The following is a 12,600-nucleotide window of genomic DNA, read 5'->3' on the forward strand; positions in this document are numbered from 1 at the left end:
GCCGTCGACCGCGCGTCACCGTCGATCTGCGGCGCCAAAAGGACCGCGGTGTAGCGCAGGTACCCGGTGGCCGCGCATGCGGGCACGTCCTCCAGGAGCCGGCGCGCGCGGGCGAACCAGGCGCCGGCGAGGGCGGCGTCGCCTCGTGTGGCCCACTGGATCGACAGCCGGAGCGCGAGCTCGGCGGCGGTGACGTCCCGGCCCTGCGCGACGTACCCGGCGAAGGCCTGCTCGGCGTGCTCCATCGACCCGGGGACGTCCCCGAGGAGCCAGGTGGCTCGTCCGAGCAGGTCACGGTCGGCCGGGGCGAGGGCGACGCCGACGGGGGCGAGCCGGTCGCGCACGAGCCGCCACTCGCCGCGGGCGAAGGCCTCACGGGCGGCCACCTGGGCTGCGCGGACGTCCATCTCGGTTCCTGGCTCGGTCACGACCAGCGTAGGTGGCCGGTGCGTGCGGCGCCACGGCCGGGGCGCCTCCCGGGGCGGCGGACGCGACCGCACCGGACGTCCCGGTGGGGAGCCGGCCGGCGACCTCACCGCCGCACGGGGGCGTCGAACAGCGTCCTCTCCCGCCAGCGGCCGAACCGGAAGTAGAGGTAGGCGCAGGCGCTGCTGACGACGAAGCTCGCGCCGATCCCCACCCCGATCCCCGTCTCGCCGAGCCAGTGCGCGCAGAGTGCGGTGAGCGGGAAGCGCAGCACCCAGAAGGAGATGACGTTGAGCGCGAGCACCTGGTACATCGCCCCGGCCGCCCGGACCACCCCGTTGAGGACGAAGTTGATCCCGAGGAACGGGTAGCACAGCGCGACCACGCGCAGGTAGCCCGCCCCGAACGAGACCGCGCCGGGCTCGCGGACGAAGAGGGCGACCGCCGGTTCCGCCAGGACGACGATGACGAGCGCCACCGTCACCATGACGGCGAGGTTGTAGCGCACGGCCACCCGGGCGATGCGGCCCACGCGCTCCCACTGGCGGGCGCCGATGTTCTGGCCGGCCATGCTCGAGACGGAGATCCCGAGCGCCTGCGCGGGCAGCATGATGAGCGCGTCGAGCCGCTGCGCGGCGCCGAACCCACCGACGACCTCGCCGCCGAAGTCGGTGACGACGCTCATGATCGCTGCCGAGCCGCCGGAGATCACCGCCATCTGGAGCCCGGCCGGGATCCCGAGGTGGAGGATGGTGCGGGTCTCGGTCCACGTCGGAGGCGTGGGCACCTGGAAGGGGGCGAGCCGGCGCCGGCGCACGTGGACGAGGCCGTAGAGGAACGCGACGCCCTGGGACAGCACGGTGGCGTAGGCCGCGCCGCGGATGCCCAGCCGGAGCACCTCGATGAGCAGCGGGTCGAGCACGGCGTTGAGCACCACGGCCATGAGGACGAACCGCATCGGCGTCCGGCTGTCCCCGAGCGCCCGCAGCACGGTGCTGAGGAAGTTGTAGCCGAAGAGGAAGAGCATGCCGAGGAAGGTGATGCGCAGGTAGTCCGTGGCCTCCGCGGCGATCGACCCGGGGGTGCCGAGCAGGTCGAGCAGCGGGTCGGCGGCCAGGAAGCCCGCCAGCCCGAGCCCCAGCGAGAGGGTGAAGAGGATGACGACGAAGGCGTTGAGGTAGCGCCGCAGCCCGTCCTCGTCCTGCCGACCCCGCTGCTGGGACAGGATCGTCAGTGCGGCGCTGTTCATGCCGATGACGAAGGAGAGGACGGTGAAGACCACTGTGCCGGAGACGGCGACCGCACCGAGCGCCGCGGCACCCAGGAGGTTGCCCACCCACAGGCTGTCGACGAGCTGGTAGGACGTCTGCAGGAGGTTCGCCACCATCACCGGCGTCGAGAAGGCGACCAGCTGGCGCAGCGGCGAGCCCCGGGTGAGGTCGTGGCGGTCCTGCGACATGCGGCCCCTCTCGTCGGCAGCGGCCCGGCCATTGTCGCCCACCCACCTGTGACGCATGTGATTAGCGTGACGGGTGTGACATCTGTAAATATGGCGACAGGTGCCGATAGATTCGAGTGCCCAGTACCCTCACCCCGGACTCGGAGAAACCGCCTTGCCACCTGTCGGAGCTCCTCTCGCGACTGCCCTCGCCGCGTCCCTCCTCCTCGTCGGGCTGACCCCCGCGCCGGCGGCCGCCACCGGCGGCTCCGCGCCCGTGACGGTCGTGGCCCTCACCTCCGGCGACGGCTCGCTCACCGCACTCGCGGACGACGGCCTGGACGAGGTGCCGGACCGCCCGGAGGAGGCGCCGGCGCCGCAGACCACCACGGCACGCCGCCTCAGTGCCCCGTCCTCCGCCCAGGACGGCACGTCCGCCGACACCCCGTCCGGGGAGCCGGCGGACGCCGCGCCCGTCGCGGTGCTCACGGCCCCCATCGAGACGGAGACGTTCTACGTCGCCGGCGTCACCTGGGACGGCCAGGACGCCATGCCGGCGGACGCCGTGGTCTCCATCCGCGTCCTGGAGAACGGCGGGTGGACCGACTGGGAGCACCTCGAGGTCGAGCACAACGCCGACACCCCCTCGCCCACGGGCGGGACCGAGCCCTACATCGCCGCCGGCGCCGAGGCCGTCCAGGTGCAGGTCACCGGGGACTCGGAGCAGCTGCCGGCCAACCTGCGGCTCACCCTCACGCCGGAGTGGCCGGGCGAGGAGGAGCGGGTGATCTCCTCCGACGCCCCGCCCGCCCCGGTCGCGCCGACCGGGCACCCGGTGGCGCCCGCGCCGCAGCCGGCCACGCCCACCTCGCTGCAGCAGACACGGGCCACGGCCTCCGCCCCCGAGAGCGCCAGGGCGGCCGCGGTCGCGGCGGCCGCCGTCCCGCGGCCCACGATCGTCAGCCGCGCCGGGTGGGGCGCCGACGAGTCCCTCATGAGGTGGCAGCCGAAGGACGTCGAGCTGCGTGCCGCCGTCGTCCACCACACCGCGGGCACGAACAGCTACACCCAGGCCCAGAGCCCGAGCATCGTGCGCGGCATCTACCACTACCACGCGGTCTCCCGCGGCTGGGGCGACATCGGCTACAACTTCCTCGTCGACAAGTGGGGCCGCATCTACGAAGGACGCCGTGGGTCCCTGGCCGCCCCCGCCGGCAAGATGCCCGTCGGTGCCCACGCCGCACCGTTCAACACCGGCACGGTCGGGCTCTCGGTGATGGGTGACTACAGTGCCGTCGCCGCCCCGCAGGCGGCGATGGACGCCCTGGCCGACATCATCGCGTGGCAGTTCGGGCGGGCCGGGCTCGACCCCACCGGCAGCTCGGGGATGACCTCTCCCGGCACCGCCTCCCGACCTCGGGGCCAGAACCTGCCACGGGTGTTCGGCCACCGCGACGTCACGGCCACCGTCTGCCCGGGCCTGGACATCTACCAGCGGCTCGGCGCCCTGGCCCGATCGGCCCAGCAGCGCATCCGCGACGCCTCCGGCCCCTCCTCACCCGCCCCGCAGCCGCCGACCGACCCGGTGGACCACACCAGCCGGGTGTTCCTCAACAACGGCTGGGGCCCCTACTCGGACGTCGACTACGCCTTCGGCAACGCCCGCTACGAGGTGTACGTCGGCGACTGGGACGGCGACGGTGTCGACACCCTGGCGCTCCGGGACGGGAACACGTTCTACGTCTACGACCGCCACGCCACGGGCGCACCGGACCACGTGATCCGGTACGGCCGGGCGGGTGACGAGATCCTCGTCGGCGACTGGGACGGGGACGGCGTCGACACGTTCGCGGTGCGCCGCGGCAAGACCTTCCACGTGAAGAACTCGGTGACCGGCGGTGACGCCGACGTCGTCTTCGTCTACGGCAGGGCGGGCGACACCGTCCTCGTCGGCGACTGGGACGGCGACGGCCGCGACACCTTCACCGTGCGCCGCGGGACCACCTACCACGTGAAGAACTCGGTGACCGGCGGGCCCGCCGACCTGGCCATCATCTACGGGCGGTCCGGGGACCGGGTGCTGGTGGGCGACTGGGACGGTGACGGCATCGACACCTTCGCCGTGCGCCGCGGGTTCACCTACCACGTGAAGAACCGCATCCTCGGCGGCGACGCCGACGTCGTGCTCAACTACGGACGCAAGGACGACGTCGTGCTCGTGGGGGACTGGGACGGTGACGGCACCGACACCCTCGGCGTGCACCGGCACTGACCATCAGGCGGCGGGGAGCACGGCACGGTAGGCGCCGACGAGCCGGCGCGCGGTGCGCTGCCACGTGTGGGCCACCGCGTGCCGCCGCCCGCCCTCGCCCAGCGCGGCGGCGCGGGCACGGTCGCGGAGCAGGTCACCGACGACCCGTGCCCAGGTGCGCGGGTCGCGGTCGTGGAGCAGCACACCGGTGACGCCGTCCACCACGGCCTCGGCCAGACCACCGCTCGCGGCGGCGACGACGGGTACGCCGCTGGCCGCCGCCTCGAGCGCGACGAGACCGTAGGTCTCCGAGTGGGACGGGACGAGCAGCAGCCGGGCGCGGCGCATGGTCTGCGCCAGCCGGGGGCGCGACTGCGGCCCGGGGAAGCCGGCGGCCACGCCGTGGGCGGCGGCCAGCGCACGCAGCTCCTCGAGGTAGCCGCCGTCGCGCGCCGTCGGCCCGCCCACCACGACGAGCGGTGGCCGCTCCTGCGCCGGCATGGCACCGAGGGCGGCGATGGCCAGGTCGATCCCCTTGAGCGGCTCGAGGCGAGCCGCGACGAGGACGTAGCCGCCGTCATCGGCAGCGGGGTGGAAGAGCACGGTGTCGACGCCGGGCGGGGCCAGGGCGACCCGGCTGCCGCCGAGCCGCTCGGTCACGGTGGCGGCCTCGGCCCGGCTCACCGCGACGACGAGGTCGGAGTCGCGGGCGAGCATCGCCTCACCGGCCAACCGGCCCGGTGACTCCGGTCGCTCGCCGTGGGCGAGTGGGGTGGTCGGGTCGGCGGCGATGCTGTGGAAGCTCTGCACGTGCGGCACGCCCCAGCGCCGCGCCACCGGGAGGGCCGCCGCGCCGGAGAACCAGTGGTGGGAGTGGACGACGTCGGGCCGGGGCAGGCCGGGCAGCTGGGCGCCGAAAGGGGCGATGAGCTCCTCGTGGTCGCCCTTGGGCACGCGGTGCGGCGGTCCCACGTCGAGGCGGTGCACCCGGACGCCCGGTGCCGGGGTGCTGACCGGCGGCGCGTCGGGGTGCGCCCGCCGGGTGACGACCTCCACCCGGTGCCCGTCCCCGGCCATGGCCTCCGCGGTGCTGCGCACGACGACGTTCATGCCGCCGACGTCCCCGGCACCCGGCTCGTCGTAGGGGTCGGTGTGGAGGCACACGTGCAGGACGTGGACCGGGCGCTGCGGGATCACAGCGGCGCAGTGTACGTCCGCCCCGTCGGGCCCGGCAGGGGTGTCCGGGGGTCAGCGTCCCGCGGTGCGTGCGGTGCCGACGTCGGGGAGGTCGTCGGCGAAGGCGTTCGGGGCGAAGGACACGACCTGCTCGGTGGTGGCCGACAGGTCGGGGTCGTGGTCGAGGTAGTGCTTCGTCTCGCGCACGACCAGACCGGAGAGGATGAGCAGCCCGATGAGGTTGGGGATGGCCATGAAGCCGTTCATGACGTCGGAGAAGTTCCACACCGCCTCGAGGGAGACGGTGCAGCCGACGTAGACGACGAGGGAGAAGGCCACCCGGTAGGGCATGACGGCGCCCCGGCCGAAGAGGCGCTCCATGCACCGCTCGCCGTAGTACGCCCAGCCCAGGACGGTGGAGAAGGCGAACATCGACAGTGCGATGGTCACGATGTAGTGGCCCCACTCACCGGGCAGCCCGGTGCTGAAGGCGTTTCCGGTCATGGTCCCCGCGCCCTCCTCACCCACGTGCCAGGCGCCCGTGGTGATGATGACCAGCCCCGTGAAGCTGACGACGATGATCGTGTCGATGAAGGTCTGGGTCATGGACACCAGTGCCTGGCGCACCGGGTGGGAGGTCTTCGCCGCGGCCGCGGCGATCGCGGCCGATCCCATCCCGGACTCGTTGGAGAACATGCCGCGGGCGGCACCCATCTGGACGGCGATGATGATGGTCGAGCCGATGAACCCGCCGGTGGCGGCGGTGCCGGTGAAGGCGTCGGTGAAGACCAGCGCGATCGCGGCCGGCAGCTCGTCGGCGTTGACGACGAGGATGAACAGCGCGCCGATGACGTAGAAGACGACCATCGCCGGGACGAAACCGGCGGTGACCCGGCCGATGGACCTGATGCCGCCGACGAGGACGAGCAGGGCGCAGGCGCTGAGCACGACACCGGTGACCCAGGGCTCGACGCCGAAGGAGCCCTGGAGGTTGCTGGCCACCGAGTTGCCCTGTGTCATGTTGCCGATCCCGAAGGAGGCGATGATCGCGGCGATGGTGAACGCCAGCCCGAGGACCTTGCCGAGGGGGCCGCGGATGCCGCGCTCGAGGTAATACTGCGGGCCGCCGGACTTTTCGCCCGCGGCGTCGGTGCGGCGGTAGTACACACCGAGGAAGGCCTCGGTGTATTTCGAGGCCATCCCCACCAGGCCGGTGACCCACATCCAGAAGAGTGCCCCGGGGCCGCCGATGCCGATGGCGGTGGCGACGCCGACGATGTTTCCGGTGCCGACCGTGGCGGCCAGCGCGGTGGTGAGGGCCTGGAACTGGGAGACGTCACCGTCGTCGGCGCCCACGTCGCGCCGCTTGACGATGCCGAGTTTGAGGGCGGGCCCGAGCTTGCGGAACTGCAGGCCCCGCAGCCGGATGGTCAGGACGAGACCGACGCCGAAGAGGAGCGGGATGAGGACGAACGGCCCCCAGATCACCCCCGCCAGGTCGCCGAAGAAGTCGGCGGCCCAGGTGCCGAAGGTCGCCAGCCGGTCCCCGAGCCACCTGAGTGCGTCGGCGATGATGTCCATGAACCCCTCCCGTGTCTCCCACCGCGGCCGCGGCGCGCCAGACACTGTGCCATGGGTCACACGTGATGGGGAAGGGGACGGACGGCGAGTCGGCTACTGGGGCGGGATGTTGTGGTTCCGCCGGAAGACGTTGTCGGGGTCGTAGCGGCGCTTGAGCGCGACCAGGCGGGCCAGTTTCGCGGCGCCGTACACCTCCTCGGCAGCGACGCGGCTCTCGTTCTCGGCGCGGCCCATGAAGTTGACGTAGGTCCCGCCCGTGGCGACGGGCGCCATGTCGGCGGCCACGCCACGGACGAAGGCGGTGCGGGCGGCGTCGTCGGCCGGGTCCTGCCAGAAGCCGTAGACGTTGAGCCAGAACCGGGCGTCGCGAGCGGGGAACGGGGTCGCGTCGCGGGGGACGCGGGCGAAGGCACCGCCCATGTGGTGGATGTCCATCGCGGTGCCGTGCCAGGTCTGCTCGGTGCCACGGCGCTCGAGGACGGAGATCACCTCCTCGTCGAGGCGGTCGAAGGAGGTGTTCTTCCAGTAGGCGCGCGACCCGCGGGGGAACAGCCCGTCCATCGCCGACTGCCAGGCGGTCCACGGCACCGGGCCCGACTCCTCGACGTCCGGCTCCGCGGCCGAGCGGAGCTCGCCGACCAGGTGCGCACCGTCCGCCTGCTGCGGACCGGCCCACACGGCACCGACGATGAGCACCGGGTCGGTGCCGACCCCCACCTCCGGGGGTGGCGCGAGCACGGTGATGATCGACTGCATCTCGTCCGGCAGCTTGCGGGTCCACGCCTCCCAGGTCTGCAGGGCGGTGCGCCACCGTGGCGGCCGGTAGACGAGGTTGGCGCCGTAGACCTCGGGCCCGAGCGGGTGGGCGCGCAGCACGAAGGAGGTGACGACGCCGAAGTTCCCCCCGCCACCGCGTAGCCCCCACAGCAGCTCCGGGTCGTCGGCGGCGCGGACGCGGTGGCCGTCGGCGGTGACGACGTCGGCGTCCACGAGGTTGTCGACGGTCAGGCCGTGGGCGCGGGTCAGCCAGCCCATCCCGCCACCGAGGGTGAAACCGCCGACCCCCGTCTGGGAGACCACGCCGATCGGGACCGCCAGCCCGAGGGGTGAGGTGGCCCGGTCGACATCCGCGAGCGTGGCGCCGCCGCCCACCCGCACGGTCGCGTCGTCGGCTTCGGAGACCTCGACGCGATGGAGCGCGCCGAGGTCGATGACGACGCCGTCCGCGACGGTGCCGTTCCCGGCGACGCTGTGCCCGCCGCCGCGCACCGCCAGCGGTATCCGGCGCGAGCGGGCGAAGGCGAGCACGGCGGCGACGTCGTCGGCGTCGGCGACCCGGACGACGAGGGCCGGGTGCAGGTCGACCATGCCGTTCCACACCCGGCGCGCGGTGTCGTAGCCGGGGTCCTGCGCCCTGACGACCCGGCCGCGCACCGCGCTGCGCAGCTGCTCGACGTCGGTGGGTGCAACCATCGCATGCCTCCTCGCGTGGGGACTCGTCGTCGAGCGGCGCCCAGGGGGCGAGGCCGAGGCGGGTCGCGTGAGCATCTTCCGGCGTCGCCCGGAGCGAGTCAATGGGTGCGGGGGGTCAACCGGGGAGGATCTTGAGCACCCCGCGGACCAGGGTCGCGCTCGCCCCGAGGAGGACGACGACCACCGCCACCCGGCGCGACGTCGTCGGCGCGAGGCGGCGGGCGACCCGGCCGCCCACGAGCACCCCGAGGGGCGCCGCCGCGACGGCCGCGACGACCACCGGCCACGGGGAGCCGTCCGCGGGGGAGGGGGAGGCGCCGGCGGCGAGCTTGGTGACCACGGAGACCGCACCCATGGTGACGAAGATGGGCTGGAGCGTCGCGGCGAAGGCCCGCTGGGGCCACCGGGTGGCCTGGGCGTAGATGAGCATCGCCGGGGCGGCGACGCCGACCGCGGTGTTGAGGAAGCCGCCCACCACCCCCGCGGTCGGGGCCGTGGCGCGCCCGAGGTCGGGCAACTGCGGGGTGAGGGAGGTGGCGGCCAGGGCGAGGAGCAGGGCCGCGCCGATGACGAGCTCCAGCCAGCCGACGTCGACGACGGTGACGAGCAGCGCGGCGGGGACCGAGCCGACGACGACGGTCGGGGCGATCCGCGCGAAGCGGCGCCAGTCGATGTCGGCGCGCATGGCGAGGGTGAGGAGGAGGGCGGAGGCGACCGTCGTGACGTTGGTCAGCAGCACCCCGGCGACCGGTCCGACGAGCAGCACGAACGTGGGTGACACGACCATCCCGGTGCCCATCCCGCTGGTCCGCTGGAGTACGCCGCCGAGCACGACGGCGCACACGACGACGAGCAGGGTCCCGGGGTCCACGCCTGGTCGTCGCGCCGGTCAGGTGCCGCAGTACGTGACGAAGGGGCCGCTGCCCGCCGGGGCGGGCTCGGCGTAGCGCTCCAGCCCGGGCCGGGGGGTGTACGGCCGGGAGAGGACCTCGAGCAGGCGGCCGACGGGGGCGAGGTCACCGGCGACGGCGGCGTCGAGGGCCTCCTCGACGAGGTGGTTGCGCGGCACGTACACCGGGTTGGTCCGTGCCATCGTCGCGGCCGAGGGGGTGAGGGCGAGCCAGCGGTCGAGCCAGGCGTGGAGTGCGGCGTCCTCGCCGAGCGCGTCCCGGGCGTCCCGGTCACCGCCGGCGAGCGACGTCAGCCGGCGGAAGAAGAGGGTGTGGTCGGGAGCGAGGCGGGTCAGCACGGTGAGCAGCTCGGTGAAGAGGGAGCGGGCGGTGGCGTCGTCCACGGCGGCGGGCAGGCCCAGCTTGGCGCGCATGCCCGCGGTCCACGCGGCGTCGTGCCGGGCGCCGAAGACGGACACCGCCTCGGTGAGCACGGTGACGGCGCGCTCCTCGTCCGGGTCGACCAGGGGGAGGAGGGCCTCGGCGAGGCGGGCGAGGTTCCACTGCGCGACGGCGGGCTGGTTGCCGTAGGCGTAGCGGCCCCGGTGGTCGATGGAGCTGAAGACGGTGCCGGGGTCGAAGGCGTCGAGGAAGGCGCACGGGCCGTAGTCGATGGTCTCGCCGGAGATCGTCGTGTTGTCGGTGTTCATCACGCCGTGGACGAAGCCGACGAGCATCCACTGCGCCACGAGGGAGGCCTGGGCGTCGCGGACGGACTCGAACAGCGCGAGGTAGGGGTTCGCGGCGTCGGCGGCCCCGGGGTGGTGGCGCGCGATGGCGTGGTCGGCAAGCCGGCGCAGCAGGTCGAGGTCGCCGGCGGCGCGGGCGTACTGGAAGGTGCCCACCCGCAGGTGCCCGGCGGCGACGCGGGCGAGCACGGCGCCGGGAAGCGGTGTCTCCCGCAGCACGGCGCGGCCGGTGGCGACGACGGCCAGCGACCGGGTGGTCGGGATCCCCAGGGCGTGCAGGGCCTCGCTGACGAGGAGCTCGCGCAGCATCGGGCCGACGGTGGCCCAGCCGTCCCCACCGCGGGCGAACGGCGTGGGGCCCGAGCCCTTGAGGTGGAGGTCGCGGAGGCGGCCGCGGGTATCGGTGAGCTCGCCCAGGAGGAGGGCGCGGCCGTCGCCGAGGCGGGGCACGAACACCCCGAACTGGTGGCCGGCGTAGGCCTGGGCGACCGGGGCGGCGCCCTCCGGCAGGGTGGTCCCGGTGAGCAGGCCCAGCCCGTCCGGGGTGTGCAGCCGGTCGGGGTCGAGGCCGAGCTCGGCGGCGAGCGGCTCGTTGAGGACGAGCAACCGGGGCTCGGGCACGTCGGCCGCACGCCACGGCACGGCGAGCTCGGGCAGCTCACGGGCGAAGCTGTTGCCGAGCCGGGGCTCGGGTGGGGCCTGGGTGCTCATCCCCTCGACGATACGCCGGACCTGTCCGCGGCCGCCTTCCGACCGGACCTGCCCGCCCGCCGCCCTGTGACAGGTACGTCCCGGAGGACCTGGACGTCACGGCCACCTCGTCCGACGGTGGGTGGCGGTGACCGTCCCGGTCACCGCCACCCACGACGTCGACGGCCCGGTTGCGCACGCCCCGTGCACTCAGTCCATGACCGCCACCAGTCGGCCGGTCACCTCCCCGCGCCGCAGCCGGTCGAGCCCGTCCGGGATGTCGTCGAAGCCGATCCGGGTGATCGCCGGGGAGACCTTCCCCGCGGCGAAGAGCTCGTAGCAGGCGGCGACGTCCTCCTTGGTGCCGCCGACGGAGCCGAGGATCCGGGCCTGCTTGAGGATGAGGTCACGGGTGTTGATCGTGGCCTCGAGCCGGCCCATGCCGACGACGACGACGGAGCCGCCGAACCGGATGGCGTCGAGCGCCTTGGCCGTCGTCTCCCCGAACCCGGCGTAGTCGACGACGACGTCGAAGTCCTTCCCGGCGAGCTCGTCGACGGTCTTGACCACCTCGACGGCGCCGATCTCCCGGGCGAGCGGCCAGGCGTCCTCGTTGATCTCGCAGACCGTCACCTCGGCACCGGAGACGACGGCCACCCGGGCACCGATCTGGCCCAGCCCGCCCAGCCCGATGATGGCGACCCGGTCACCCGGCTGGACGCCGCCGATCGTCATGACCGCGTGGTAGCTCGTCATGCCCGCGTCCGTCCCGGCCGCCGCGAGCTCGAAGGACAGCCCCTCGGGCATCGGGACGACGTCGGTGGCGGCGACGAGGTGCTTGGCCGTGAACCCGCCCTCGCGCGAGTAGCCCGGGGTGGTCCCCGACTCGGCCGTGGGACAGACGCCGACCCGGTCCCCGACGGCGTACTCGGTCACGCCCTCGCCCACCGCGCTCACCACCCCGGCCACCTCGTGACCCATGGTGACCGGCAGTGTGGGGAACAGCGGCAGCCAGCCCTCGTCGTCCAGGACGCCGACGTCGGAGTGGCACAGTCCGGCCGCCTTGACGTCGAGGACCAGCTCTCCCGGCCCGGGTACCGGCTCCGGGATGTCGTTGAGCACCAGCGGCTGGTGGGTGCCGGTGAACTGCCATGCCCTCATCGAAGGCCCCCTCTTTCTCCTGTGGTGGAATGTCCGGACGCGCCCGGATGCGTCCAGTCTGGCGGTCCCGGCGGCGCCGTTCAGGGACTTCGGGCCCACCGTCGCGGCCCGGAGCAGCGCTGCGGGGCTGGCACAATGGGCGTCATGCAGGGTCGGGTCAGGCTGGCACGCGGCGCCGCCGCCGGGGTGCTGTCCACTGTGCTGGCCCTCCTCTTCCACCTCGCGGCGGGCGGCCCCGTGCCGGGCCTGCTCGGAGTCGTGGCACCGCTCGTCCTGTCGGTGCTCGTGGCTGTGCACCTGTCCGGGCGCCGACTCTCACCCGCCCGGCTCGCGCTCTCCGCCCTGGCCGGACAGGTCATCTTCCACACCCTGTTCGTGCTCGGCTCGCTGCCCTTCGACGTCGGCGGGCCGGGGCACGGGCACCACACCACCTCTGCCCCCGCGGTGGCCGCCGACCCGCACCTGGCCCACGGCGGGGAGGGGATGTGGGCGGCCCACCTCGCGGCTGCCGCGCTGACCACCGTGCTCCTGCACCGCGGTGAGCTGCTGCTCGCCGAGCTGCGCGCGCTGGCGTGGCAGGTGGTCCGGTGCCTCCTCGGGCGCGTCCCGGCCCCCGTGGACGGCCCCTGGGCGAGTGCCGAGCCGTGCCGTGCGTGCGGCACGGCCGCGGCACACCCGGCGCGCCGTGCCGCCGGGGCGTGGACCTCCCGCGGTCCACCGCGGCTGCCTGCTCTCGACCTGGCGGCCTGACCCCGCAGCGGCGGG

9 protein-coding genes and 1 pseudogene are annotated in these 12,600 nt (G+C 73.9%); 2 read left to right on the forward strand and 8 right to left on the reverse strand.

The window, feature by feature from the left end; translation table 11 throughout:
• A pseudogene (locus Q0195_RS15530) lies at nt 1-428 on the reverse strand (helix-turn-helix transcriptional regulator); the annotation flags it as partial.
• A gap of 104 nt (nt 429-532) precedes the next feature.
• Nucleotides 533-1,885 carry an MATE family efflux transporter gene (locus Q0195_RS15535; protein WP_299280173.1) on the reverse strand — a complete coding sequence of 451 codons (1,353 nt, stop codon included), beginning with the start codon at nt 1,883-1,885 and terminating at the stop codon, nt 533-535.
• Between the two features lie 154 nt (nt 1,886-2,039).
• On the opposite strand from Q0195_RS15535, the gene Q0195_RS15540 reads away from it, so the two are divergent.
• Nucleotides 2,040-4,136, forward strand: coding sequence for an N-acetylmuramoyl-L-alanine amidase (locus Q0195_RS15540; RefSeq protein ID WP_299280176.1), 2,097 nt, complete (start codon nt 2,040-2,042; stop codon nt 4,134-4,136).
• Nucleotides 4,137-4,139: 3 nt separating this feature from the next.
• On the opposite strand, the gene Q0195_RS15545 is transcribed toward Q0195_RS15540, so the two are convergent.
• From Q0195_RS15545 to Q0195_RS15570, 6 genes are all read right to left on the reverse strand, one after another.
• Nucleotides 4,140-5,312, reverse strand: coding sequence for a glycosyltransferase (locus Q0195_RS15545; protein ID WP_299280178.1), 1,173 nt, complete (start codon nt 5,310-5,312; stop codon nt 4,140-4,142).
• Nucleotides 5,313-5,363: 51 nt separating this feature from the next.
• A complete protein-coding gene (locus Q0195_RS15550; protein WP_299280180.1) occupies nt 5,364-6,872 on the reverse strand; it encodes a sodium:alanine symporter family protein in 1,509 nt (502 codons plus the stop codon).
• A 93-nt stretch (nt 6,873-6,965) separates the two neighbouring features.
• The gene (locus Q0195_RS15555; protein ID WP_299280182.1) at nt 6,966-8,345 is read right to left on the reverse strand and encodes an FAD-binding oxidoreductase; all 1,380 of its coding nucleotides are present in this window, start codon (nt 8,343-8,345) and stop codon (nt 6,966-6,968) included.
• Nucleotides 8,346-8,460: 115 nt separating this feature from the next.
• Complete coding sequence (locus Q0195_RS15560; protein WP_299280183.1) at nt 8,461-9,216, reverse strand: sulfite exporter TauE/SafE family protein; 756 nt, start codon at nt 9,214-9,216, stop codon at nt 8,461-8,463.
• 18 nt (nt 9,217-9,234) lie between these two features.
• Nucleotides 9,235-10,695 (reverse strand): protein adenylyltransferase SelO, encoded by a 1,461-nt coding sequence (locus Q0195_RS15565; RefSeq protein WP_299280185.1) that lies wholly within the window; start codon nt 10,693-10,695, stop codon nt 9,235-9,237.
• A gap of 189 nt (nt 10,696-10,884) precedes the next feature.
• Nucleotides 10,885-11,835 (reverse strand): zinc-binding dehydrogenase, encoded by a 951-nt coding sequence (locus tag Q0195_RS15570; protein WP_299280187.1) that lies wholly within the window; start codon nt 11,833-11,835, stop codon nt 10,885-10,887.
• A gap of 144 nt (nt 11,836-11,979) precedes the next feature.
• On the opposite strand from Q0195_RS15570, the gene Q0195_RS15575 reads away from it, so the two are divergent.
• Entirely contained in the window at nt 11,980-12,585 is a 606-nt protein-coding gene (locus Q0195_RS15575; RefSeq protein ID WP_299280189.1) for a hypothetical protein, read from the forward strand.
• Nucleotides 12,586-12,600: the final 15 nt, after the last annotated feature.

It is taken from the genome of uncultured Georgenia sp. (assembly GCF_937958535.1).
Classification (GTDB): Bacteria; Actinomycetota; Actinomycetes; order Actinomycetales; family Actinomycetaceae; genus Oceanitalea.